22 protein-coding genes are annotated in these 24,918 nt (G+C 74.2%); 7 read left to right on the forward strand and 15 right to left on the reverse strand.

Features of this window, described 5'->3' with window-relative positions:
• Positions 1-70: 70 nt before the first annotated feature.
• The 4 genes from DLJ47_RS11625 to DLJ47_RS11640 are packed head-to-tail and all read right to left on the reverse strand — an operon-like array spanning position 71 to position 3,562.
• On the reverse strand, positions 71-682 hold the full coding sequence (locus tag DLJ47_RS11625; RefSeq protein ID WP_109900051.1) for a TetR/AcrR family transcriptional regulator: 612 nt from the start codon (positions 680-682) through the stop codon (positions 71-73).
• A gap of 50 nt (positions 683-732) precedes the next feature.
• On the reverse strand, positions 733-1,965 hold the full coding sequence (locus DLJ47_RS11630; RefSeq protein WP_109900052.1) for an acyl-CoA dehydrogenase family protein: 1,233 nt from the start codon (positions 1,963-1,965) through the stop codon (positions 733-735).
• Positions 1,965-2,795, reverse strand: coding sequence for an SDR family NAD(P)-dependent oxidoreductase (locus tag DLJ47_RS11635; protein WP_109900053.1), 831 nt, complete (start codon positions 2,793-2,795; stop codon positions 1,965-1,967). Before DLJ47_RS11635 ends, DLJ47_RS11630 begins: the two co-directional genes overlap by 1 nt.
• Positions 2,792-3,562 carry an SDR family oxidoreductase gene (locus tag DLJ47_RS11640; protein ID WP_109900054.1) on the reverse strand — a complete coding sequence of 257 codons (771 nt, stop codon included), beginning with the start codon at positions 3,560-3,562 and terminating at the stop codon, positions 2,792-2,794. The genes DLJ47_RS11635 and DLJ47_RS11640 overlap by 4 nt, the downstream gene beginning before the upstream one ends.
• Positions 3,563-3,695: 133 nt before the next feature.
• On the opposite strand from DLJ47_RS11640, the gene DLJ47_RS11645 reads away from it, so the two are divergent.
• Positions 3,696-4,916, forward strand: coding sequence for an acetyl-CoA C-acetyltransferase (locus DLJ47_RS11645; protein WP_109900055.1), 1,221 nt, complete (start codon positions 3,696-3,698; stop codon positions 4,914-4,916).
• A 76-nt stretch (positions 4,917-4,992) separates the two neighbouring features.
• On the opposite strand, the gene DLJ47_RS11650 is transcribed toward DLJ47_RS11645, so the two are convergent.
• The 7 genes from DLJ47_RS11650 to DLJ47_RS11680 all read right to left on the reverse strand — a co-directional run bounded on the left by DLJ47_RS11650 (position 4,993) and on the right by DLJ47_RS11680 (position 12,122).
• On the reverse strand, positions 4,993-6,279 hold the full coding sequence (locus DLJ47_RS11650) for an ABC transporter substrate-binding protein (protein WP_109900056.1): 1,287 nt from the start codon (positions 6,277-6,279) through the stop codon (positions 4,993-4,995).
• A gap of 82 nt (positions 6,280-6,361) precedes the next feature.
• Entirely contained in the window at positions 6,362-7,477 is a 1,116-nt protein-coding gene (locus DLJ47_RS11655) for a branched-chain amino acid ABC transporter permease (RefSeq protein ID WP_109900057.1), read from the reverse strand.
• A complete protein-coding gene (locus DLJ47_RS11660; RefSeq protein WP_109900058.1) occupies positions 7,474-8,352 on the reverse strand; it encodes a branched-chain amino acid ABC transporter permease in 879 nt (292 codons plus the stop codon). The genes DLJ47_RS11655 and DLJ47_RS11660 overlap by 4 nt, the downstream gene beginning before the upstream one ends.
• A gap of 25 nt (positions 8,353-8,377) precedes the next feature.
• The gene (locus DLJ47_RS11665; protein ID WP_109900059.1) at positions 8,378-9,100 is read right to left on the reverse strand and encodes an ABC transporter ATP-binding protein; all 723 of its coding nucleotides are present in this window, start codon (positions 9,098-9,100) and stop codon (positions 8,378-8,380) included.
• 67 nt (positions 9,101-9,167) lie between these two features.
• Positions 9,168-9,953, reverse strand: coding sequence for an ABC transporter ATP-binding protein (locus DLJ47_RS11670; RefSeq protein WP_109900060.1), 786 nt, complete (start codon positions 9,951-9,953; stop codon positions 9,168-9,170).
• 263 nt (positions 9,954-10,216) lie between these two features.
• On the reverse strand, positions 10,217-11,110 hold the full coding sequence (locus DLJ47_RS11675) for an alpha/beta hydrolase family protein (RefSeq protein WP_109900072.1): 894 nt from the start codon (positions 11,108-11,110) through the stop codon (positions 10,217-10,219).
• A 277-nt stretch (positions 11,111-11,387) separates the two neighbouring features.
• Complete coding sequence (locus DLJ47_RS11680; RefSeq protein ID WP_109900061.1) at positions 11,388-12,122, reverse strand: YqjF family protein; 735 nt, start codon at positions 12,120-12,122, stop codon at positions 11,388-11,390.
• 293 nt (positions 12,123-12,415) lie between these two features.
• Here DLJ47_RS11680 and DLJ47_RS11685 point away from each other — a divergent pair, with 293 nt between their 5' ends.
• The 6 genes from DLJ47_RS11685 (at position 12,416) to DLJ47_RS37745 (ending at position 18,668) form a co-directional block, all read left to right on the forward strand.
• Positions 12,416-14,536, forward strand: coding sequence for a glycosyl hydrolase family 28-related protein (locus DLJ47_RS11685; protein WP_109900062.1), 2,121 nt, complete (start codon positions 12,416-12,418; stop codon positions 14,534-14,536).
• 249 nt (positions 14,537-14,785) lie between these two features.
• Positions 14,786-15,196, forward strand: coding sequence for a GntR family transcriptional regulator (locus DLJ47_RS11690; protein WP_109900063.1), 411 nt, complete (start codon positions 14,786-14,788; stop codon positions 15,194-15,196).
• 11 nt (positions 15,197-15,207) lie between these two features.
• A complete protein-coding gene (locus DLJ47_RS11695; RefSeq protein WP_109900064.1) occupies positions 15,208-16,098 on the forward strand; it encodes an ABC transporter ATP-binding protein in 891 nt (296 codons plus the stop codon).
• On the forward strand, positions 16,095-17,087 hold the full coding sequence (locus DLJ47_RS11700) for a transporter (protein WP_109900065.1): 993 nt from the start codon (positions 16,095-16,097) through the stop codon (positions 17,085-17,087). Before DLJ47_RS11695 ends, DLJ47_RS11700 begins: the two co-directional genes overlap by 4 nt.
• Positions 17,088-17,278: 191 nt before the next feature.
• Positions 17,279-17,638, forward strand: coding sequence for a hypothetical protein (locus DLJ47_RS11705; protein ID WP_146228078.1), 360 nt, complete (start codon positions 17,279-17,281; stop codon positions 17,636-17,638).
• On the forward strand, positions 17,625-18,668 hold the full coding sequence (locus tag DLJ47_RS37745) for a T3SS (YopN, CesT) and YbjN peptide-binding chaperone 1 (protein ID WP_109900067.1): 1,044 nt from the start codon (positions 17,625-17,627) through the stop codon (positions 18,666-18,668). The genes DLJ47_RS11705 and DLJ47_RS37745 overlap by 14 nt, the downstream gene beginning before the upstream one ends.
• Before the next feature lie 32 nt (positions 18,669-18,700).
• Here DLJ47_RS37745 and DLJ47_RS11715 read toward each other — a convergent pair whose 3' ends face one another.
• The 4 genes from DLJ47_RS11715 to DLJ47_RS11730 all read right to left on the reverse strand — a co-directional run.
• On the reverse strand, positions 18,701-19,933 hold the full coding sequence (locus DLJ47_RS11715) for a M50 family metallopeptidase (protein ID WP_109900068.1): 1,233 nt from the start codon (positions 19,931-19,933) through the stop codon (positions 18,701-18,703).
• Entirely contained in the window at positions 19,930-20,979 is a 1,050-nt protein-coding gene (locus DLJ47_RS11720) for a thiopeptide-type bacteriocin biosynthesis protein (RefSeq protein WP_109900069.1), read from the reverse strand. Before DLJ47_RS11720 ends, DLJ47_RS11715 begins: the two co-directional genes overlap by 4 nt.
• Positions 20,976-23,753, reverse strand: a complete 2,778-nt coding sequence (locus DLJ47_RS11725; RefSeq protein WP_146228079.1) for a lantibiotic dehydratase — start codon at positions 23,751-23,753, stop codon at positions 20,976-20,978. Before DLJ47_RS11725 ends, DLJ47_RS11720 begins: the two co-directional genes overlap by 4 nt.
• A 29-nt stretch (positions 23,754-23,782) precedes the next feature.
• Positions 23,783-24,918 (reverse strand): nitroreductase family protein (locus tag DLJ47_RS11730; protein WP_199235796.1); only part of this gene is annotated, 1,136 nt, incomplete at its 5' end.

Raw genomic sequence — 24,918 nt, forward strand, 5'->3', positions numbered from 1 at the left:
CGCGGCGGCCCAATCGTTGCTGCGGCCAACCGGCCCGGCGGCCAGCCGGCAACAGCCCCGGGCGCGTCGGTCAGCGGTCGGAAACGTCGGCCAGCAGCGCGCCCACGGTGCGGGCCATCACCGCCCGGGCCTGGTCCACGCCCAGGCCCAGCCCGTCCCGCAGCATCGACCAGGCCGGCCACATGCTCGCCGCGACCAGCGCGTGCACCAGTTGCTCCCGCCCCGGCCCGGCCTGCGTCAGCTCCGCCGCGAAGAGCTGCTCGACCTCGTCGCGGACCCGGTCGATGTGCTTGAGCCGGTTACGGTGCAGCTGCGCGGAGACCGGCTCGCGCATCTGGGCGGCCCGCGCCGACGGCGCGACCAGCTGGAGCAGCCGGGCCCGCTGCCGGCAGTACGCGTCGACCCGCTTGGCCAGCGGCAGCGTGGGCGAGATCGGCCGGTACGCGGCGTCCTGCTGGCGGAGCACCTCCGCGCCGCTGGCCTCGAAGAGCGTCTCCATGTCCTTGAAGTTGGTCCACAGCGTGCGCAGCGAGATGCCGGCCCGTTCGGCGATGCGCTCGCCGGTCGGCCGCAGGTCGCCCTCCGAGATGAGCGCGAGGTGCGCCTCGACGATCGCCGCCCGGGTGCGCTCGGCCCGGGCGGTCCGCCCGTCGACCCGACCCGGCGCGTCGGCCCCGCCCATCCGCGCTCTCCCTCTCACCGCTGCCACGTCGTCCCCACCGCCTCGGGAGTCTAGCCGCGGGCCGCCGGCCGGACCGGCTGGTGCCGGCGCAGCTCCCGACGGGCCAACGACTGCCGGTGCACCTCGTCCGGGCCGTCGGCCAGCCGCAGCGCGCGGGCCTTCACCCAGAGCCGGGCCAGTGGCGTGTCCTGGCTGACCCCGGCCGCGCCGTGCGCCTGCACGGCCCGGTCGATCACCCACTGGACGGTCTCCGGGACCGCGATCTTGATCGCCTGGATCTCGGTGTGCGCGGCCCGGTTGCCGACGGTGTCCATCAACCAGGCCGTCTTGAGCACCAGCAGCCGCGCCTGTTCCAGCCGGACCCGCGCCTCGGCGATCCAGTCCCGGATGACCCCCTGCGCGGCCAGCGGCCCGCCGAACGCGTGCCGGTCGGCCACCCGCCGGCACATCAGCTCGACGGCCCGCTCGGCCATGCCGACCAGCCGCATGCAGTGGTGCACCCGGCCCGGCCCGAGCCGCGCCTGCGAGATGCCGAAGCCGTCGCCCGCCGATCCGATCAGGTTGCCCACCGGCACCCGGACGTCGACGAAGTCGATCTCGGCGTGGCCGCCGTGGTCGCTGTCGTCGTACCCGAAGGTGCGCAGACCTCGGCGGACGGTGACGCCCGGGGTGTCCCGCGGCACCAGCAGCTGGCTCTGCTGCCGGTGCCGGGGCGCGTCGGGATCGGTCCGTCCCATCACGACGAAGACCGCGCAGCGCGGGTCGAGCGCCCCGGTGACGAACCACTTGCGGCCGTTGACCACGTACTCGTCGCCGTCGCGCTCGATCCGGGTGGCGATGTTGGTGGCGTCGGACGACGCCACGGCCGGCTCGGTCATCGCGAACGCCGAGCGAATCCGGCCGTCCAGCAGCGGAATGAGCCAGCGTTCCCGCTGCTCCGGGGTGCCGAACAGGGCCAGCAGTTCCATGTTGCCGGTGTCCGGCGCCGCGCAGTTCAACGCCACCGGGGCGAGTTCGGGCGACCAGCCGGTGATCTCGGCCAGCGGCGCGTACTGCAGGTTGGTCAGGCCCGCGCCGTGCTCACCGGGGAGGAAGAGGTTCCACAGACCCCGGCGGCGGGCCTCGGCCTGCAGGTCGGCCACGACCGGCGGGGCCGCCCACGGGTCGGCCCGGGCCGCCGCCTGCTCGGCGAAGACGGACTCGGCCGGGTGGACCCGCTCGGCCATGAAGGCGAGCAGTCGTTCGCGCAGCCGCTCGGTGGTCTCGTCGTAACGGAAGTCCATCAGGCGCTCCGGTGGGGCTCGGGGCCGGCACTGCCGCGCCGTTCGAGGTCGCGCTGGGTGCGGTTCATCGCCCGCAACCAGCGGTCCGGGTCGGCGGCGCGGCGCGCGTACCAGGCGGCGACCTCCGGGTGCGGCAGCACCAGGAAGCGGTCGTCGGCCAGCGCCGCGCTGACGCAGTCGGCCACCTGCTCGCAGCTGACCGCGGTGGCGTCGAGCAGGGCGGCGCTGGTGCCGTCGGCGGCGGCCAGCATCGGCGTCCGCACCCCCTGCGGGCAGAGCGCCTGGACGGTGATCCCGCGGTGGGCGTAGCTGGCCCGCAACCACTCGGCGAAGGCCAGCGCGGCGTGCTTGGTCACCGAGTAGGGCGCCTTGCCGAGCAGGGTGAGCAGGCCCGCCGCCGAGGCGGTGACCAGCAGCCGGCCGCGACCGGCCGCGAGCCAGTGCGGCAGCAGCTCGCGCGCCGCCAGCACGTGCGCCATCACATTCACCCGCCAGGCCCGCTGCCACGCCTCGTCTGGGGCGTCGGCCCCGCCGGTCGGGGCCACCCCGGCGTTGGCGCAGAACAGGTCGACCGCGCCGAGGCGGTCCCGGGCGAAGCCGACCAGGGCGGCCACGGCGGCCGGGTCGGCCGCGTCGCCAGCGCAGGCGTACCCGCCGATCCGCGCGGCCACCGCCCGGGCAGCCGCGGCGTCGACGTCGTTGACCACCACCCGGGCGCCGTCGGCGGCGAACCGGGTGGCCAGGGCGGCGCCGATGCCGGACCCGGCGCCGGTGACGACCACGCCGGCTCCGGCCACGACCAGGCCGCGGGGGGCGGCCGGCGCGGTCATCCGGCGATCCGGCCGGCGAGGCCGACCCCGCCGTCGAGGACCAGGGTCTGCCCGGTGATCCAGGCCGCGTCGGCGGAGACGAGGAAGGCGACCGCGCCGGCGACGTCCTCGGGTACGCCGAGCCGCCCCAGCGGGTACGCCCGGGCGACCTCCTCCTCCCGGCCCTCGTGCAGGGCGGCCGCGAACCGGGTCTTCACCACGGCCGGGGCGACCGCGTTGACCCGGATCGCCGGGGCCAGCTCGGCGGCGAGGCAGGCGGTGAGGTGGTTGACGGCGGCCTTGCTGACGCCGTAGAACGCGATGCCCGGCGACGGCGTCAGCCCGGCGATCGACGAGACGTTGACCACGCAGCCCCCGCGCTCGGCCATCCCGGCGGCGCGGACCTCCTGCACCCAGCCGAGCGTGCCGACCAGGTTGACGTCGAGGATCTTGCGGGCCGCGGCCAGGTCCAGTTCGGCCAGTGGCCCGTGGACCGGGTTGATGCCGACGTTGTTGACCAGGACGTCCACCGGCCCGAACGCCTCGGTGACCCGGTGCACCGCGGCCCGGCGGTGCTCGGCGTCGTCGGCCCGACCGGCCACCGCAACCGCGCGGGTCGGGCCGCCCAGCTCGGCGACCGCCTCCGCCAGCGGCTCCGGGTGACGGGCGGTCAGGCCGACCCGGGCGCCCTCGGCGACCAGCCGGCGGGCGACCGCCAGGCCGATCCCGCGGCTCGCCCCGGTGACCAGCGCGACCCGACCCACCAATCGGCCTGAATCTGCATTCACGATGCAGATAGTAGGAAGCCGGGAACCGGCTCGTCAACGACGGATGCCGATGACCATCTCACAATCCGTTGACACGGTCGCCGAAATAACCGCACCGTCAGTGCAGATAACTTCCTCGGAAAGGACGCCCACCATGCCGGAAGCCGTCATCGTCGCCGCCGCTCGATCACCGATCGGTCGGGCGAACAAGGGCTCCCTGCGCGAACTGCGCGCCGACGACCTGGCCGCCACCATCGTGCGGGCCGCCCTGGACCAGGTGCCCCAGCTCGACCCGGCCGAGATCGACGACCTGATGCTCGGCTGCGGCCAGCCCGCCGGCGAGCAGGGCTACAACCTCGCTCGCGTGGTGGCCGTCCTGCTCGGCCTCGACCACCTGCCCGGCACCACCGTCAACCGGTACTGCTCCTCGTCGCTGCAGACCACCCGGATGGCCCTGCACGCCATCCGCGCCGGTGAGGGCGACGTGTTCGTCTCGGCCGGGGTGGAGTGTGTCTCCCGCTACCACCGGGGTCGCAGCGACGGGCACCCGGACAGCACCAACCCGCGGTTCGGCGACGCGACGGCGCGGACCGCCGCGCGGGCCGGCGGCGCGGCGCCGGCCTGGCACGATCCGCGCGCCGACGGCGAGCTGCCGGACGTCTACGTCGCCATGGGACAGACCGCGGAGAACGTGGCCCAGCTGCGCGGGATCTCCCGGGAGAGCCAGGACGAGTTCGCCGTACGGTCGCAACTGCTGGCCGAGAAGGCGATCGCCGACGGCTTCTGGGCCCGGGAGATCACCCCGGTCACCGTACCCGGCGGCGCGGTGGTCGCCGCCGACGACGGACCGCGCCCCGGGGTCACCCTGGCGGCGGTGGCCGCGCTGCCGCCGGTGTTCCGGCCGGACGGCACGGTGACCGCCGGCAACTCCTGCCCGCTCAACGACGGAGCCGCCGCGCTCGTCGTGATGTCCGACGTCCGGGCCCGGGAGTTGGGCGTCACCCCGCTGGCCCGGATCGTCGCCACCGGCCTGAGCGCGCTCTCCCCCGAGATCATGGGGCTCGGGCCGGTGGAGGCGTCCCGGCGGGCGCTGCGTCGCGCCGGAATGTCCATCGCGGACATCGACCTGGTCGAGATCAACGAGGCGTTCGCGGCCCAGGTGCTACCGAGCGCCCGCGAGCTCGGCGTCGACTGGGACCGGCTCAACGTCAACGGCGGCGCGATCGCGGTCGGCCACCCGTTCGGGATGACCGGCGCCCGGATCACCACGACGCTGCTCAACTCGCTGCGTTGGCACGACCGGCAGGTCGGGCTGGCGACCATGTGCGTGGGCGGCGGCCAGGGTATGGCGATGATCGTCGAACGGCTCAGCTGACCGGGCCCGGTCCGCGTCGACCGGGCCCGGCCGGCCCTCGCGGGCGCGGTCGAGCCGACCGCGCCCGGCACCGGGCTCAGGAGGCGGCGGGGATCCCGTTGGCCGGCGGGGCCACCGGGGCGACGGCGTACTCCCGCACCGGGCCGTCGCCCTCGTCCGTCTCGTACGCCGGCCCGAAGTACGCCTGCACGCCGCCGCTGACCCGGGTCAGCCGCTCGCCGCCGTAGCCGGAGTGGTCGGTGTCGCTGAAGCGCAGCGGCGCCAGCCCCGGGCCCTGGTAGCCGCCCCTGCTGACCGCCGCCAGCACCGACTCCCGGGTGAGATCCTTGCCGGCGGCCTGGAGCACCTGCACGAAGAGGTAGCCGACGGCCATCCCGTAGACGGTGTTGCCGTCGAACGGCGCGTCCCCGTTGTGCTCCTTGTTCACCTTGGTGAACAGCTGGATCCACGGGTTCGCCGTGTCGTTCTGCATGGGCAGGTAGTTGACGCCGATCATGCCCTCCAGCAGCGGCGCGGCGGCACCGAGCTGCTTGGCCAGGGTCGGGTGGTCGGCGCCGACGTTGGAGACCAGCCACTGCGGCCGGAAGCCCAGCCGGGCCGCGGTGCCGACGGCGAGGGCGGTGAAGCCGGGCACGGTGGCCAGCACGACCACCTCACAGCCGGCGGCCTTGAACGCGCCGATCTGCGGCGCCACGTTGGTGTTGCTGGTGACGTACGTCTGCTTGGCCACCACCGCGTCCGCGCCGAGCACCTGCTCCACCCCGGCCAGGCTGTCCCGGCCGAAGTCGTCGTCCTGGCCGAGGAAGCAGACCTTCTTGCCGGGCAGCGCGGTCTTCACGTGGTTGGCCAGGATCTTGCCCTCCACCGTGTAGTCGGGGTTGAACCCGAACGTGCCCGGATACTTGTCCGGCTGGTCCCAGCTGCGGCTGCCGGAGGCGACGAAGAGGTCCGGCACCCGGTTGCTCTTGAGGAAGTCGAGCACCCCGGTGTGGGTCGGCGTGCCGAGCCCGTTCAGCACCGCGAAGACCTTGTCCTGCAGCACCAGTTGGCGGACCACCTGCTGGGTGTTCGCCGGGTTGTACCCGTCGTCCATGATCTTGTAGGTGATCTTCCGGCCGTGCACGCCGCCGTTGGCGTTCACGTAGTCGAAGTACGCCTTGGTGGCCGGCGCGATCTTGGAGTAGCCGGCCGAGGCCGGGCCGGTCAGCGGCATGTGGGTGCCGACCACGATCTCGGTGTCGGTGACGCCGGGCACCGGCCCGCGTCCCGACGACCCGCCGCCGTCGCCGCCGCACGCGGCGGAGGTGGCGAGCAGGGCGATGGTGGTGGCGATCGCGAGACCACGTCGTGTCGAGGGTGGCATGGGGACACCGACCTTTCCTCGGTCCGGTTCTGGTTGGCGGGTGGCGGGGTGGAGCGGAGTGCGGACGGGGACCCGGGTCGGTTCAGGACCGCCGGCGACCCGGCAGCCGGGCGGCCAGCGCCCGGCCGAGGCGGGCCAGCAGGCCCTGCACACCGCCGGGTGCGGCGATCATGACGACGATCAGGGTGACCCCGAAGATGGCCAGCGGAAGGTTGCCCTCCATCCGCTGGGCCACGGCTGGGGAGAGGGTGAGCTGCTCGGTCAGGCTGTGCGTGAGGTCGGGCAGGACCACCAGCAGGACAGCGCCCCAGAGCGCGCCGGCGAGGCTGCCCAGGCCGCCGATGACGACCGCCATCAGCAGGAAGAGCGACAGGGTCAGCGAGAACGCCCCGGGCGAGACGCTCTGCGCGAGCACGGCGAGCAGCGCGCCGCCCAGCCCGGCGCCGGCCGCGCTGACCACGAAGGCGAGCACCTGGGTGCGGGCCACGTGGATGCCGGCGAGGCGGGCGGCGACCTCGTCGTCGCGCACCGCCCGGAAGGTGCGGCCGTACCGGCTGCGGACCAGGTTGGCCAGCAGCACCAGGGCGAGCAGGGTGGCCGCCGCGGCGACCCAGAGCTGCCAGCGCTCGTAGGGGAAGTACGCACCGAGCGCGGCCGGCGGCGGCTCCACCGGCACCGACAGCCCCTGCTCGCCGTTGAAGACGCCGTCGAAGGTGACGGTCAGCGCCGGCACCACCACCGCGACGGCCAACGTCACCCCGGCCAGGTACGGGCCGCGCAACCGGGCCGCGGCCGCCCCGACCACGGCGCCGACCGCCAGCGCGGCCAGCACCGCCGCGACCAGCGAGACGGCCAGCCACCCGCCGCCGGTGAGCCCGGCGTCGGCGAACGCGGTCTGGCAGCAGGCCACCGTGTACGCGCCGGTGGCCATCAGCGCGCCGTGCCCCAGTGAGAGTTGCCCGTTGAGCCCGGTCAGCACGGTCAGCCCGGCGGTGGCGCAGAGGTAGGCCGCCACGGTCGCGAGCTGGAAGTTGCGGAACGGATCCAGGCCGTAGCTCACCACCACTAGCAGCAGCGCGGCGACCAGCGCGACGCCGAGGTGGCGCAGCAGGGTCGGGACGCGGCGCCCCGCGGCCGGGCGGGCGCCGGCGTCCGGCGCCGGGGTGCGCGGCGGCGCGGCCGCCCGGGTGGCGCTCACACCCGCCTCGCGGCGACCGGGGCGAACAGCCCGCCGGGACGGACCAGCAGCACCGCCAGCAGCAGCACGAGCACCGCCAGCGGGGTGAGGTCGCTGCCGGCGTAGCCGCTGACGTAGGAGAGCAGCAGGCCCACCGCGAGCCCGCCGACCACCGCCCCCGGTGGACTGTCCAGCCCGCCCACCACGGCGGCGGTGAACGCCGAGACGAAGACCAGGTCCATCGCGTGCGGGTGCAGGCCCAATTCGGTGGGGATGACCAGCATGCCGGCCAACGCGCCCACCCCGGAGGCGAGCGCCCAGCCGAGGGTGAGCATGCCGCCGACGTTGACCCCGAGCAGCCGGGACACCTCGGGGGCGAACGCCGCGGCGCGCATCCGCAGCCCGACCGCCGTGCGGGTGAAGATCCAGGCCAGCCCGACCACCACCACCCCGACCGCCGCGAACGCGAACAGGTCGTACGGGGAGAGCACGGCGATCCCGGCCACGGTCAGCGCGGACCGGGAGAACGGCGCCTCGGCGGGCAGGAACTCGTTGCCGTAGACCATGCCGAGGACCGCCTGGATCAGCAGCACCAGGCCGAGCGCGACGATCACCGGGTTGAGCGGGGACCGGTGGTCGACGAAGCGCATCACCGCCAGGTCGACAGCGGCGCCGAGCAGCAGCCCGGCGACCAGCGCGGCCAGGAAACCCAGCCAGTACGAGCCGGTCGCGGCCGACACGCTGTAGGCGACGTACGTGGTGGCCACGGCCATCGCGCCCTGGGCGAAGTTGACGATCCGGGCGGCCCGCCAGATGAGCACCAGGGCCAGCGCGAACGCGGCGTAGACCGCACCCCGGGACAGGCCGTCGAGGGTGAGGAAGACGAAGCGGTCCAACAGTCCTCCCGCGGGGACGAGGTGATCAGAAACCGAGGTAGGCGTGGCGCAGCTCGTCGTCGTCGCGCAGCGGGGCGGCCGGCGCGGTGCTGACCACCCGGCCCAGCGCCATCACCACGCCCTGGTCGGCGACCGACAGCGCGCTGCGCACGTTCTGCTCGACCAGCAGCACGGTCAGCCCGGTGCTATCGCGCAACTGGCGCAGCAGGGCCATGGCCTGGGCGACCACCCGCGGCGCCAGGCCGAGCGACGGCTCGTCGAGCAGCAGCAGCCGGGGGCGCCCGACGAGCGCCCGGCCGAGGGCGAGCATCTGCCGTTCGCCGCCGGAGAGCTGGTGGCCGAGGTGCCGCCGGCGTCGGGCAAGCGGCTGGAACAGCTGGTACACCTCGTCCAGGGCGCGCGTCGCGTCGGCCCGGTCGCGCCGCCACAACCCGCCGAGCCGCAGGTTCTCGTCCACCGTCAGCTCGCCGACCACGCCCCGGCCCTCCGGCACGTGCGCCATGCCGCGCCGGACCAGCTGTTCCACCGGTACGCCGCGCAAATCGTCGCCGGCCAGCGCGACCCGACCGGCGAGCGGGCGCAGCATGCCGGAGAGGGCGCGCAGCAGGGTGGTCTTGCCCGCCCCGTTCGCCCCCACCACCGCGGCGATCGTGCCGGCCGGCACGGCGAGGTCCACCCCGTGCAGCACCGGCGCGGCGCCGTAGCCGGCCACCAGCCCGCGCACCACCAGCAGATCGTCGTCACTCATGCCGGAACTCCGCTCCGCTTCCGGCCGGCACGGGACACCAGGCCGCTGAGCCCGGTGATTCGCTCGCTCATGCCGCCGCCTCGTCGACGGCGGCGCCGAGGTAGGCGTCGGTGACGGCCGGGTCGTCGCGGATCTCGTCCGCGGTGCCGGCGGCGATGACCCGGCCGAAGTCGAGCACCACGATCTCGTCGCAGACCGACATCACCAGGTCCATGTGGTGCTCCACCAGCAGCACCGCGCAGGGGTCGGAGTCCCGCCGGGGCAGCTGCCGGACCAGCTCCGCCAGCTCGGCGATGTCGTCGCCGCCGAGCCCGCCGGCCGGCTCGTCCAGCAGCAGCAGCCGGGGCCGCGCGGCCAGCGCCCGGGCCAGCGCGACCCGCTGGCGTACGGCGAACGGCAGGGTGCCCGGCGCGGCCTCGGCGTGCCCGGCGATGCCCAGGCTGTCGAGGACGTCCAGGGCGTGCCGGCGCAGCCGGCGCTCGTCCCGGTCGCTGCGCGGCAGGCCGAGCAGTGCGGAGAGGAAACCGGCGCGGGCGGTGTGGGTGGCGCCGGCCATCACGTTCTCCAGCACGGTGAGCCCGGCGAAGAGCCCGGTGCCCTGCAACGTGCGGGCGATGCCGAGCCGGGTCAGTCGGTGCGGCCGGGGCCGCAGCGGCCGGCCGTCGAGGGTGATCGTGCCGGTGTCCGGCGGGACGAAGCCGCAGACCACGTTGAACAGGGTGGTCTTGCCGGCTCCGTTGGGGCCGATCACGCCGACCACCCGGCCGGGGGGCACCCGCAGCGAGACGTCGTCGAGGGCGGTGAGGCCGCCGAAGCGCACCCCGATGTGGTGCAGCGCGAGCCCTTGCTCCATTGACCCATCCCTCGCTCCGGCGGGGCGTTATTTACACTGGGAGTGTACGTTTCTCGGATCTCGCGTCAATACCTTCGATGCCCACCGCCAGTATCCGAACGGCGATATCCCCCGATCCGCCTGGATCGTCGCCGTCACGGACGGAGGCTGCCGGCCCGGCAGGCGGCAGAGCATTCTGCACTCCAGATGCGACGCCGACCCGCCGCCGCGGTACGGCGGCGACGGGCCGGCTTGGTGGGCGTGGGCGGCTGCCCCGAGGCGGGTCAGGCGCTCGGGCAGGTGTTGCGGTACTCCTCGATCTCGAAGCCGCTCGGGCCCGGGCAGAGGAACGGCTCGTAGCGGGTGTCGTTGTCGACGAACCGCTTCAACCAGGCCACCATCTGCCGGCCGGTGGGCGTGTTGACCGTCTGCGGGAAGAAATGGCTCGCCCCGTTCAACTCCAGGTACGCCTTCTCGGACGAAGCCGGGATGCTGTTGTAGAACGGCACCGAGTGCGAGGAGACCGGCGCGATGCTGTCGCTCTCCCCGCCGATGATCAGCGTCGGCACCCGGACGTCCGACCAGGTCTTGTCCAGGTTCCACGGTGCGATCGGCACGGCGGCCTGCAGGGACGGCCGGGAGACGGCGGCTTCCAGGCTGCCACCGCCGCCCATCGAGTGACCGGCGACGGCGAGCCGGGTGCCGTCGATCCGGCCCCGCACCGAGCTGCGCTGCACCAGGTAGTCGAGCGCGGCGAGCAGCTGCCGGCCCCGGCTGTCCGGCTGGTCGAGCCGGCTGTTGGTCTCGATGCCGATCACCACGAAACCGTGCGAGGCGATCCGCGGGCCGAGCCAGCTGATGCTGGACCAGGCGGCGGTGTAACCGGGCGAGATGGCGATGGCGCCGAAGGTGCCCTCGCTGGTACTGGTCGGGTAGTAGATCACTCCCCCGCCGAAGCCGGAGACGCTCAGCGAGGAGACGCTCTGCGAGGCGGTGGCGAAGGGGCCGCGGCTGGCTTCCAGCAGCGCGACGGTCGGTGCGGGGCCGCGCTCGTACGGGTTGTCGGCGGCCTGCGCCGGAGCCGCCGTGAGCACCCCGGCGGCGGCCAGGACGGTGGCCACGGCCAGCCGGGTGACGCGGGCGAGGGGACGGGGACGGGTGGTGGTCGGTGCGGACACGTCGGGCACTCCCTGAGGTCGGGGATATCGACGTCAGTCAGTCTTCGGCGCGCCGGTTGCCGTCCGCATCGGTGAAATCACCAGTCCCGGCCCTCGACCTGCGGCGGACCCGGGGGCGGGACCGTCGCCGACGAGTGGGCGACGACCGGGCAGGAGGCGGGCCCGCGGCTGCCTGAACCGGGCCGCGCCGGACCACGGGGCGGCGCCTCGGACAGGTTCCGGTCGACGGGCGGCGGCGCCGCCGCGACCCGCGGGTGGCGGACGCGGGAGGGCGCGGTCAGCGGACGACGGCGGGGCTGCCGAACCGTACCGGGACGCCCGGCGAGTAGAGCACGCTGACCGGCGCCGACCCGGGGTCGGGCAGGCCGGCGGCGCGGACCAGCCCGTCGTCGAGGCGCACCAGTTCCGCGCGGTGCAGCGACCACCGGGGATGCACGTTGGGCAGGTGCAGCGTGCGCCCGTACGCCCGGGTGTGCAGCCCCCAGCGAGCGGTGAGGAAGTGCTCCAGCGGCGTCGGCTCGGCGATCGCGGCCCCCACCCGGATGCTGAACGCGGTGGCTGCGCCGCGCGGCCCCGGCCAGCGACGGCGGCTGGTGTAGGTCAGCACGTCGCCGTCGCGGCGCAAGCGCATCCGTGACCACAGGTACGGCAGTCGCAGGCTGGCCCGGGCGACCAGGACGGGCAGCAGCCGGGACGCGTCCAGGGACCGGAACACCACGGCCCGCCGGCCGGCGACGTCCACGCTGTACAGCCGCACGTTGGTCTCGCAGAAGGTGCCCAGGTAGGGCAGGCCCGGGCCGGCGAACAGGCCGAGCCCGACCATCCGGAACCCGATCAGGCCGACGTACGTGCGCCCGTCGACGACGTCCGGTCGGGTGCCGGCCGGCAGCAGCGGCGCCACCACCGCCGGGTCCACCGGCCAGTGCAGGAAGGCCAGATCCTCCCAGCGCTGCACCAGCACCGGTCGGCGCAGCGGCCGGACCGCCTCGGCCGTCACCTCCTCCGGATCCACCGGGCCATTGTGGCCCGTGCCGGCGAGCCACCACCGCTCCGGTGCACCGACGCCCGCTGCCCGGCCCGGGTCGGTGCGTGCTGCGGGCAGCCGGCCGGGCGCTCAAGATCCGAACGGATCCGGCGGAAGCCCCCGTGTCCGCCGCCGCACCCGACCCCACAACTCCGCCGGTTTCCCGTTTTTGCAATGTAGACGCTTGTTCTTTCGTTTCTTGGTCGGCCTATTGCGAGGTGGTGTCCAGCGCTGGCATGATGGCCGTCAATTCTCGCCGGCCTGGTGAAGGGGCGGTTGTCATGGCGCTCTCCCGTCGCACGCTGTTCGGTTCCGTCCCGCCGGCTTTCTCCCGCACCGACAGAATCGGGTCGCCGCTGCTCCGACCTGGTCCACACTGGTCGTCGCGGCGGGCGCGGCCCGCGCGAACCGTCGCGTCCGCCACCGCGCTGGCGCTCGCCGTCGGCGTGCTGGCCGGCGCGCCCACCTCGGCCGCCGCCGACCCGGCCGCCCGCTCCGGCCAACGCCCGGTCGTGACCCGGGCCGCCCTCGATCCGGCGCTGGTCGCCGGCCGGGGCGCCCGCGTCGACTTCGTCGAGCAGGAGGCGGAGAACGCGTACACCGACGGCGAGGTCATCGGTCCCGACCGGACGGCCTACACGCTGCCGTCGGAGGCCTCCGGCCGGCGGGCGGTGCGGCTGACCCCCGGCCAGCACGTGGAGTTCGTGCTGCCCGCCGCGGCAAACGCGATCACCGTGCGCTACAGCATCCCGGACGCGCCCGAGGGCGGCGGCATCACCGCGCCGCTGGACGTGGCGGTGAACCGCAAGCGGGTCCGCACCATGACCCTCACCTCGCAGTACGCCTGGCTGTACAACCAGTACCCGTTCACCAACGACCCGCAGGCCGACCTGCTGCACCGGGACTGGTGGATCACCGAGTGCTCCTGCGTGCCGGCCGCGACCACCCCGTTCCCGAGCATCACCAAGCCGTTCCGCCCCAGCCACTTCTACGACGAGCAGCGGCTGCTGCTCGGCCGGACCTACCGGGCGGGCGACCGGATCCGGCTCACCGTCCCCGCGGGCAGCAACGCCGCGTGGACAGTCATCGACCTGCTCGACTCCGAACTGGTGGGCCCGCCGCGGGTGCGGCTGGCGGCGGCGAACGTGCTGGCCTTCGGTGCCGACCCGACCGGCCGCCGGGACGCCGCCTCGGCCATCGAGCGGGCCATCGACTTCGCCCGGCGCACCGGGCTGCCCGTCTACCTCCCACCCGGCACCTACCAGGTCAACCGGCACATCCTCGTCGACGACGTGACCATCGAGGGCGCCGGCAACTGGTACACGGTCATCAAGGGCCGCGAGGTCGCGCTGCCCACCCCGGCGCCGGACGGCTCGGTGCACACCGGCGTCGGCTTCTACGGCCGGGCCGCCGCCGACGGCGGCAGCCGGAACGTGCACCTCTCCGGTTTCGCCATCGAGGGCGACGTCCGGGAGCGCATCGACACCGACCAGGTCAACGGGATCGGCGGCGCCCTCAACGACTCCACCATCGACGGCCTGCACCTTCGGCACACCAAGGTGGGCATGTGGTTCGACGGGCCGATGCGCAACGTGCGGATCACCAACAACATCGTCGTCGACCAGATCGCGGACGCGCTGAACTTCCACACCGGCGTCACCGACTCGCTGGTCGCGCACAACTTCGTCCGCAACACCGGCGACGACGGCCTGGCCATGTGGTCGGAGTCGACGGCGAACGCCCGCAACACGTTCGCCAACAACACAGTGCAGTCGCCGGTGCTCGCCAACGGCATCGCCCTCTACGGCGGCGCCGACAACACCGTCTCCGGCAACCTGATCGCCGACCCGGTCCGGGAGGGCAGCGCCATCCAGATCGGTTCCCGGTTCGGCGCGGAACCGTTCACCGGGTACGTCCGGATCCGGGACAACACCACCGTTCGCGCCGGCACGTACGAGCTGAACTGGAAGATCGGGCTGGGCGCGATCTGGCTCTACGCGCTGGACCGCAGCATCGACGCGCGGATCGAGGTGGTCGGGGACGCGTACCTCGACAACACCTACAACGCGATCATGCTGGTCAGCGAGTGGGCGGTGAAGGACCGCTACGCGATCAGCGACGTGCACTTCCGGGACATCCGGGTGGACGGCACCGGCACCTCGGTGGTGAGCGCCCGGACCGCGGGCTCGGCGTCGTTCCAGAACGTGGACGCGCGGCACGTGGGCGCCGTCGGCGTCAACAACTGCGGCTCGTTCCACTTCACCCCGGCCGGCTCCGAGTTCACCCTCACCGACCTCGGCGGCAACGACGGCGGCTGGCTCGCTCCCTGGCAGCTGCCGAACACCATCACCTGCGACGACCGGCCGCCGGTCGTACCCCCGCCGCCACCGGCACCCTGGTGAGCCGGGCGGGGTCCGGGCATCCACCCGGATGCCCGGACCCCGCCCTGCGACGGCGACCCGGCGTCACGCGGTCGCCGACCGGCCCTCGCCGGTCGGCGACCGCTTTGTCGCGAGGCCGAACCGGCCGTCCGGGGCAGCGCGTCGGCTTGCGGCCGCGCGGTGCCGGACACGTCGCGAATTCCGGGCTGTTCGCCGGTCCGTCTGTCCTATAGTCTTACTGCCGTAGGACAATAGGAGGGATCGTTCCGGGTGATCGAGTTCGTGCTGGACGGCCGGTCCAAGGTGAACACCTACGTGCAGCTGGTGCAGCAGGTGAAGCAGGCGTTGCGGGTCGGCCTGCTCGCCCCTGGTGACCAACTACCCAAGGTCCGTGACGTCGCGCAGTCCCTGGCGATCAACCCGAACACGGTGTTGAAGGCGTACCGGGAGCTGGAGATCGAGGGCCTGGTGGAGGGTCGCCCCGGGTTGGGCACGTTCGTCCGGCGCACCCTCGCCGGCGACTCACTGCCGCACCAGGCCGAGCTCCGCGACGACCTGGTGGCCTGGCTGCACCGCGCACGGGCCGCCGGGCTCAGCCACGAGGACATCACCGCCCTGGTGGAGACGACGATCCGGGCCACCCTCCCGGCCGAGCCGCCGCAGGCAAGCGTGAGCAGATGAGAGGAGTCCGGATGGACGTCGTGCTGGAGACCGACCAGCTCGGTAAGCGATATAGAAACAAGTGGGCGCTACAGGACTGCTCGCTGCAGCTGCCCGCCGGCCGCATCGCCGCCCTGGTCGGGCCGAACGGGGCGGGCAAGAGCACCCTGCTGCACCTGGCGGTGGGCCTGCTGCGGCCCGACGCCGGTGCGGTGCGGATCTTCGGCGAGGCACCGTACGGCAACACCGCCGTCCTGTCCGAGATCGGGTTCGTCGCGCAGGACACCCCGCTCTACCCGGACTTCACCGCGGCCGAGTTGCTCACCCTGGGCGCCAAGCTGAACCGGCGCTGGGACGGGGCGCTCGCCCGCAACCGCCTCGCCGAGCTGGGCATTCCGCCCCGCAAGCCGGTCGGGCAGCTCTCCGGCGGCCAGCGGGCCCAGGTGGCGCTCGCCATCGCGCTGGCCAAGCGCCCCCGGCTGCTGCTGCTCGACGAGCCGGTGGCCAGCCTCGACCCGCTCGCCCGGCGGGAGTTCCTCCAGTCCTTGATGGGCAGCGTCGCCGACGCCGGCACCACGGTGCTGCTCTCCTCGCACCTGCTCGCCGACCTGGAACGCGTCTGCGACTACCTGATCGTGCTGCACGCCGCCCAGGCCCGGCTGATCGGCGCCGTCGAGACCCTGGTCGCCGAGCACCGGCAGCTGATCGGGCCGCGGCACGGCGGCGAGCCGATCGCCGGCGTGGCGGCAGTGGTCCGAGCCAGCCACACCGACCGGCAGTCCACCCTGCTGGTGCGTACCGACGGGGTGGTCGTCGACCCGAACTGGACGGTCCGCGAGGTGTCCCTGGAGGACGTCATCCTCAGCTACCTCGCCGAAGGCGACGCGGGAACGAGTCACGCCGATTGGGAGGTGCCCGCATGATCTGGCTGACCTGGCGCCAGCACCGCCGGCAGGCGCTGTTCACCCTCGCCGGCCTGGCGGTGCTCGGCGCCGTGCTGGTGCCCACCGGCCTCGCCATGCGGAGCCGGTTCGCCGACCTCGGCGGCCCGGAGTGCGTCCGCCAACTGGCCCGGTCCGAGCTGGCGCCGGGCGTCGTGGAGACCTGCAACCGTGCGTTCGACCAGTTCAGCAACCAGTACGACACGTTCAACCTGGTGGGCGTGCTGTTCCTCGTCCTGCCGCTGCTGGTCGGCCTGTTCTGGGGTGCCCCGCTGGTCGCCGGGGAGGTGGAGCACGGCACCCACCGGCTGGTGTGGACCCAGGGGGTCAGCCGGCGCCGCTGGGCCGCTGTCAAGTTCGGCCTGGTCGGGGCGGGGGCGGTCGTCGCGGCCGCCGGCTACGGGCTGGGCATGTCCTGGTGGCTCACCCCGTTGCTCCAGGCGGAGCGGCAGGGCCGCCTCGACCCCTTCCTCTTCGACATGCAGGGGCTGGTCCCGGTCGGCTACACCGTGCTCGCGGTCGCGCTCGGGATCTTCGCCGGCACGCTGTGGCCGCGGATGCTGCCGGCCATGGGGGCCACCCTGGCCGGCTTCATCGGCCTGCGCGTCGCCTTGGCGGAGTTCGCCCGGCCGCGTTACATCGCGGCGCGGACGCGTACCTTCCCCGTGGAAGGCGACGGCGCGATGCCGCACCAGGCCCACGGCGACTGGGTCCTCGCCAACGGCATCCGGGACGCCGAGGGCACCATGGTGATGGCCAACGCGCAGATCGCCTGCCCGCCCGGCGCAACCGGGCCGAGCGGTGGGCGCTGCGGGGCGGAACTCGGCCTCGAGCCGGGCGCCTACAACTGGCAGCTCTACCAGCCGGCGGACCGGTACTGGACGTTCCAGTACATCGAGACGGGCATCTTCGTCGCGCTCGCCGCGCTCCTGCTGCTGCTCGCGGTACGCCGGATCCGGCGGATCGCCTGACCGACGGACGGTGACCGCCGGGCGTCCCGCCCGGCGGTCACCGTTGGCACGGCACCGGAGGCGTCGCCCCTCCCCCGGGCCCGGTTGCCCCGGCTGCCTACCGTCGGAGTCGGCGCTACCAACCGGGCACGCCCGGCACCCGCGCCGAGGGCTGGTGCGGGAGCCGGATCGGCGATCAGTAGGGTAGGGATGTGTCTCTATGGATGGCCGCGATGTGGGGACTGGTCGGCAGCGCGGTGGCGGAGGCGCTGAACCTCTACGGGATGATGCGCCCGACCACCGAGTCGGGGCACCGGTGGCAGTGGCCGTGGCGGGATCCGCAGGACCGGCCGATCGTGCTCTTCGCCGTCCTGCTCCGGATGGTGGCCGGCACCGGGCTGGCCGCCGCGGCCGGCGCCGGCGGCCTGGCCACCACCGCCTTCGCCAGCTTCACCTTCGGGGTGGCCGCGCCCCTGGTGATCGCCAAGATGTTCGACCAGTTCCGGGTGGCGGACCGGCCCGCCGACCCGAGCGGCGACGGCCGGAACGGCAGCCACGATGACGCCGCGTGACAGCTTCCTGCGCCGGCTCGCCGACGCCCTGGCCGCCCGGCCGGCGATCACCGCCACCACCGTCCCGCCGCCGACCCGGACCCGGTTCGCGGCCGCGCTCGCGGCCCGTCCGGTGGCCGGTCTGCGGCCGGGCTCCGGGTCGGTCTCGCCGCTGGCGGACCGCTACCACGACGGCAAGCTGACCCAGCGGGTCCGGGAGGTGCTGGCCGGCATCCTCGACACCACCGCCGATCAGCTGCGGGTGGACTCCGACGGCGACGTCGGCATCCGGGCCGGCTCCGCCATGATCTTCGTACGCACCCAGGAGGACCCGCCGCTGGTGGACGTCTTCTCGCCGCTGCTCACCGGCGTCGACGCCACCGAAACCCTCTACCAACGACTGTCCGACCTCACCAACGGGCTGGTGATCGGCCGGATCTACTGCACCGGCGACACCGTCTGGGCGTCGATCCCGGTCTTCGGGCAGGAGTTCCAGCCCACCCACCTGCTGCTGGCCGTACGGGCCATGGTGGAACTCGCCGACGACCTGGACGACCAGCTCCGGCAGGAGTTCGGCGGCAGCCGGTTCTTCGGCCCCGAAGCGTCCGGGCTGGTCGCGGTCCCCGACCCGACCGGCTACCTGCGCGACCTCGCCGCCTCCGGCGAGACTGGCGCGACCGGCGCCGGCAGCGTGCTGGTCGACCTGCTGGCCGACCGGGGTCGCACCGAGGAGCTGCGGCTGCGCGCCGAGCACGGCGACTGGCACGCCGCCTCCCGGCTCGCCGCGCTGCTGGCCGCCCGGGGCCGGGACGACGAGGCGGAGCGCTACTGGCGGATCGCCGCCGACCAGGGCGAACCCCGGGCCCGGCACGAGCTGGCCGCGCTGCTCGCCGGTCAGGGCCGGCACGACGAGGCGATGAGCCTGCTGCGGCAGGCGGTCGCCGACGACGACTGGCGGTCGCTGCCGCTGCTGCTGACGCTGCTCACCGAACACGGCCGGGTGGACGAGGCGATCGCCCTGCTGCGGCAGCGGGCCGGCGCCGACGAGTGACCACCCGGCCGCCGCCGATCCGGGGCGGCCGGTCAGCCGGTCCCGGTCGTCGCGGGCGGGCGGCGGGCGGCGAAGCGGGCGAGCAGCGCCGCCACCAGCACCGCCTCGGCGACCAGGATGGTGACCGCCCAGCCGGCGCCGACCCAGCCGTGCAGCGCGTCGTACCAGTAGCGCACCAGCAGGGTCAGCACGGTCACCGCGAACACCGCCGAGGCCAGGCCGTAGAGGGCGTACGCGGCGCGGTCCCGCGGCCGGTAGCCACGTACCGCGCCGGCGCCCCGGCGCAGCAACCGGCCGTAGAACCGGTAGCTGTCTCCCCGCAGGTCCGCCAGGTTCAGCGCGTGGCCGAGCATGTGGTAGCCGTCCAGCCGCAGGAACGGCACCAGGTTGATCGCGGCGGTGGCGGTGCCGAAGAGCAGCATCGCGCCGGCCAGGTCGTGCAGCCCGCCGGCGGCCGGACCCCAGCCGTGCAGCACGGCGAACGGCACCAGGGCCAGCATGCTGACGAAGACGCCGGCGAACGCGGTGGCCACCCGCCGGCGCGGGGTGAACAGCACGATGTCGTCGACCTTGCAGTACGGGGCCAGCATCGGGAACCGCCACATCACGCCGATCTCGGTGACCCGCCCGCCGAAGTGTCGGCAGGTCAGCCCGTGCGCGCACTCGTGCAGGAAGACCACCGCCCAGGTGATCACCACGGCGGCCAGCACCGCCGCGAGCGGCCGGCCGCCCCGCCCGACCCCGGCGAGCAGCTCGGGCAGGCGCAACACCACGTACCCGGCGACGGCCAGCACCGCCAGCAGCGCCGGGACGACGAACCACCAGCTGAACACCGGCGACAAGGCGGGCAGCAGCCGGGTGAAGAGCCGTTCCGGGTCGAACAGCGGGAACCGGGCGGACAGCGGCCCGCGCCGGGTCCGCGCCGCGTTCTCGGCGGCCGTGGCGGTCAGCCGGGCGAGCGCCTGCGGCTCGGTCGCGCCGTCGAGCAGTTGCCGCTGGTGCAGCATGCCGAAGAGCTGCTGCCAGCTCTCCGGCCCGAGCCGGCGCCGGTAGCTGGTGGCGTACTCGGCGGCGAGGTCGTCCAGCGTCCGGGTGCCGTCCATCCGGGACAGCAGGAAGTGCTCGCGCGGCCCGATCCGGTAGAACCAGCCGGTCTCCGGGTCCTTGACGTGGTGGACGAGCTTCCCGTCCCGCCACTGGCCGGGTCCGAGCACGATCCCGGCCCGCAGCCGGGGTCGGACCCAGGTCGCGTCGACGGTGGTCATCGCGGGGCCGCCGGGGCGAGGTCGTCCAGCAGCGCGGTCCGCATCAGGTACGACAAATAGATCTCGTCGAGGATGCTCACCCCGAGCCGGTTGTTGGTCATGTGCACGTACGAGCTGAGCAGGATGGGCAGCGCGGCGTCGAGGTCGCGCACCACGGTGGGCTCGCCGCCGCCGCGCTGGAACACCAGGTCACCCCGCTCGGCCGCGGCCACGACCCGGTCCCGCAGCTGGCGGCAGTGCGCCGACCAGCGGCCCTCCACCCCGGCGGGGCGGACGTCGGCGGCCTGGCGGGCGGCCGCGCGGATGTCGGCCAGCCGGGCCCGCAGCGCGTCGTCCATCCGCCGGTAGCTGGTGTCGAAACTGTCGTGGTAGTCGTCGCTCGGCTCCGAGTAGGCGACCTCCCAGAACCGGCGGTACTCGTCGAGGAACCCGGCGATCCGCCGGTCGTCGGCGAGGAAGACCGCGCACATCATCATGGTCAGCTGGGCGGAGAGGCCGAGCAGCACCGGGCGGACGTGCACGTTGGTGGTGGCGAGCAGGTCCAGCACCACGTCGCTGGAGTGCTCGAAGTGCCACTCGGCGAGCTCGATGCCGACCGGTCCGCCGTAGCGGCCGTACTCGCGCTCGTACGGGATGTGGTGCCGGCTGTTGTTCGCCCGCATCGGCATCACGCCGTCCGGCCCGTACTCCTCGTCCCACCGCTGCCGGCCGTACTCGGCGAGGTACATCTGCTTGTACAGGTCGCCGAGTCCGTCGCTGTCGACCTCGTAGAGCGCGGGACGGCGGCGCAGGAACGCGTCGATCGCGGCGTCCACCCGCGCCCGGACCAGCGCCGGGTCGACGCCCGGGGTGGGCAGCACCCGCAGCCGGACGTGCGGACCCTCCATCCAGTACTTGATGAAGAAGTAGCGGCTGATCAGCCCTTCGGCGCGCAGCTCGTCCACCAGCGGCCGGACGCCCTCGACCAGCATCGGGTTGGCGTTGCTGGCGTAGAAGACGTGGACGCTGAGCCAGCCGTGCGCGACCGGCGAGGGATATTCGGTCATCGGTCCGCCTTTCCCACTCGGACGCCGTTGAGTTCGACGGTGAGTTCGGTGACGTGGGTGCCGCTGGGCCCGCGCAGCACCTGCTCGTCGCGGTCCGGCAGCATCTCGGTGAGCACCAGCCGGCTGCCCGCCGCCCGCCCGGTCGCCTCCAGCAGGTGCAGGCAGAAGTGGCTGTCGAAGTCGACGTAGAGCGGCTTGTGGTCCGGCCGGCCGGCCGCCCCGGGCTGCGCGGTCTCGTCGCCCGCCGCCGGCGCGAGCCGGGTGCCCTCCGGGGTGGCGAAGACCCGGCGCGGCAATCCGTTGTCGCGCCGCCACCGCTGCCAGCGCAGGAACCAGTCCGCGTCGTCCTGCTCCGGGGTACGCGGCGGCGGCAGGTGGTCCGGGTGCAGCTTCCACATCCGCCGTTGCAGCACCAGGTCGCCGTGCACGATCCGCGGGTAGCCGGCGATGCCCCGCCCCGGCAGCGGCACGGTGGTGCCGGCCCACAGGTCCGGCTGCGCCATGCCCAGGTAGGCGAAGGTGAGCAGCACCTGTTGCACCTCCGGCAGCGCCATCGGCAGCAGGAACCCGAGGTAGACCGGGATCACCTCGGCGTCGAGCCGGCGGGAGCGCAGCAGCAGCCGGTCGGTCACCGGGTCGTGTTCGACGCTGAGGTCGTCCATGTGGATCTGCTCGGCGTCCGGCCGGAAGCTGATCTCGCCGGGGCAGACCAGTTCGTAGGGGGTGACCGCCGGGTGCAGGTTGAGGTTGGTGGCGTCGTACCCGCCCTTGAGCTCGGCGAGCACCGCGCCGGGCGGTTGCAGCCGGGCCAGTTCGGCGCGGAGCGCGCCGGCCAGGTCCGCGTCGGCGAAGAGGTGGGCGAACCGGGAGAAGAGCAGGGTCATTCCGGAGTAGACCCGGTTCACCACCACCCGGTGCCGGTCGCCCTGGTCGGCGAGTTGGAGGAAGAAGGACCGGGGGTCCAGCGTGCCGAGTGTCTCCGGCACCAACGCCGCGACGTCGGCCAGGAACGCGTCGTCGAGGCGCAGTTCCTCGGCGCCGGCCGGCAGCCGGCCGTACGCCTCGTTGATCCGCCGGGCGACCTCGATCCGGGCGTCGTCCAGCGCGGTGATCTCGTCCTGCCGGAACCAGTTCTCCTGCCGGACGTAGGCGTTGTCCGCGTCGAAGGCACGCCGGCGCATCATCCGCCCGGTGTAGTGCTCGAAGAAGTCCTGCTGGAACTCGTGGGCGAAGGTGAGCAGGTCGTCGCAGCGGCCGCCGACGCCGTACCGGGCCCGGAAGAAGCCCTTGGTGGCCAGCCGGCGGGGCAGGTTGATGTCGAAGACCGGCATGATCCGGGCCAGCGCCCGCAGCCCGGGCAGGACGTCCCGCTCCCAACTGCCGCGGGCGGCGGTGACCGGCCCCCGGGTACGCAGGGTGGCGTCCTCGTAGAGCAGGGTGCGCGGCGCCGGCACGTCGGGGCGGCCCAGGTCGGCGTGCGCCGCGGCCAGTTCCCGGCGGATGTCGGCGAGCACCTGGCGGCGCCCGGCGACGTCGTGGGTCGGGTAGCCGGTGGCCAGCCGGTTGACGGTGTCGACCCGGTCGGCGAGCCGGTCCGCCCAGGCCCGACCGATCCGCCGCAGCGCCAGCCGGTAGCCGCCGACCGGGTCGGCGGCGTGGATGTCCAGGTGCAGGTTCGGCACCACCAGCAGCCCGACCCGGAGCAGGTGGTGCAGGTACTGCTCCACCTCGGCCGCCGGGCGGTCGTCGGTGGCCAGCTCGGTGACCAGGTCGGCCATCCGTCGGACCCGGCCGCCGGCGAGCGCGGCCAGGATGTCGTACAGCACCCGGCCGGTGGGCAGCACGAAGAGCGACTCGTGGATGGACTCCAGGGTGACCGCCGCGTCGCCGTCCTCCGATCCGGTCCGGCGTCGGCGCAGATAGCGCAGCCGGCCCCGCTCGATCCGCCAGCCGGTGGTGAGGGTGACCGGCAGGTCGGCGCGGAGCGTCTCGTCGGCCAGCACGATGGCGGAGATCCGGCCCAGCGCGGCGAGGTTGAGCCGGGCGACCCCCTGTTTCGCGTCGGCGGCCGCGCCGTGGGCCGGTTCGACGGTGAGCAGCGGCCCGGTGCCGGGGCTAAAGGTGCCGACGTTGACGGTGGTCAGCCGGCTGAACGGGCTGGTCTTGCAGGCGGTGCGCAATGCGTACTCCAGCAACGACCGCTCCACCCGCCGGGCCCGCTTGCCGAGCCGGCCCGGCGTCGCCAGGTAGCCGGGCAGGTACTGGTCCAGCGACGGGGAGGCCAGCAGGATCCCGCCGCGCAGGTCGGGGTCGTCGGCCAGGTCGCGCAGCAGCCCCCGGCGTTCGGCCAGCTCCTCGGTCAGCACCGCCGGGCCGGCGGCCAACTCACGCCGGTACGCGGCGTGCCGCACCAGCCAGTCGGCCAGCGCCCGGTGGGTCGGCGCGCCCAGCGGCTCCACCGGCCACCCGGCCGGGTCGTCGGGGTCCGGCCGGCGCAGGTTGTAGACGTCGCGGCGGAGCCGGATCAGCCGCCGCCGCAGCCGCTCGTCGTCGAGGTTGCGGGCGACCGCGCCCTGGAGGTCGTCGGCGAGCTCCCGGCCGGTGGCCCGGAGCCGGTCCTCCAGGTCGAGGACCCGGCGGGCCCAGGCGGCGCTGCGGTCGAAGGCCAGCCGGTCGGCGACCTCCAGCGGCAGGCCGGCAGTACGCAGCATGAAGACCTCGGGCATCCGCCAGGACACCTCGGTGGCCGATGGCGCGGGCAGGGCGACCGTCACGGTGATCTCCTTCGTCGGCGGGGTGGACGTCACAGCCGGTACGCCAGGTCGGCGACGGCGTCCGGATGCCGCCCGAGCAGCAGGAACAACACCGTCCGTTCGTCGGTGCCGGTGAGGCCGAGCGCCTCGTCCATGGCGACGTTGTCGAAGCCCAGGACGGCGCCGCAGCCGATGCGCTGCGCGGTGGCCGCGCAGTACGCCCGCTGCGCCACGGCGCCGATCTCGGCGTTCAGGATCCGGTAGCCGCGCGGGCCGACGGCGTCGAGCACGGCGTCCAGCCGGCCGGAGACGGCCAGCACCGCGCCCACCTGTCCCATCGTGTAGTTGGTCAGGAAGTACTGCTGTTGCAGGAAGGCGGACATGCCGCCCTCGGGTGCTGCCCCGGCGGGCAGCAGCGCGTGCCGGCGGGGGCAGTAGGCGTAGCTGCCGGTGGCGAGGCCGTCGACGTGGTTGGCGAAGACCCACAGCCGGGTCAGCGCCGGCCCGCCGGACCCGGGGCCGCCGGCCGGGTCGGGCGCGGCCGCCGCACCGTCCCCCGGTTCGCGGACGGACGCCGTGATGCCGGCCGGGTGCGGCTCGGCCGTGCCGGTGCGCGACCCGAGCGGCGCGGCGTCCGCAGGGGGTAACGCGACCGGATCGGCGCCGGCCGGGGATGGCGCGACCGGATCGGCGACCGAATCGGCATCGGCCGGGTGGGTCCGGCCGGCGGCGGCGAAGGCCAGGGTGGTGCCGAGTTCGGCGGCGGTCAGCTCCGGCGGCCGGCGGAACCGGCCGAAGCTGCTCGACCGGCTGGCCAGGACCGTCGACAGCGGACGGTCCAGCGACGCCAGCGCCGGCTCGGGCAGGGCGACGGGGTCGCCCGGCCACCGCCGCGGGGCGGCGTCGGCGAGCGCGCCCGGGGCGGGCCTGGTCGGCATCGCCGCCGCCCGGTGCACCGCGGTGACCGCCGGGAACCGCCGGACCTGCCGGGACCGCTCGAAGGCCGGATACCGCACCCGCAGCTCGGTCACCGGCCCGGCCCCGCTCGGGGACGGCCCGCCCGACGCGCCGTCCCCGACCGCATCGGCCGCGCCGGCCGGCGCATCGCCGGATGTGCGGGCGGCCGGGACGGTGGCGGTCGGGCGGGCGGCGGCCGGAACGGCGGCGGTCGCGACCGTCGGCGGTC

The organism is Micromonospora sp. S4605 (assembly GCF_003176715.1).
Taxonomy (GTDB): Bacteria; Actinomycetota; Actinomycetes; order Mycobacteriales; family Micromonosporaceae; genus Micromonospora; species Micromonospora echinaurantiaca.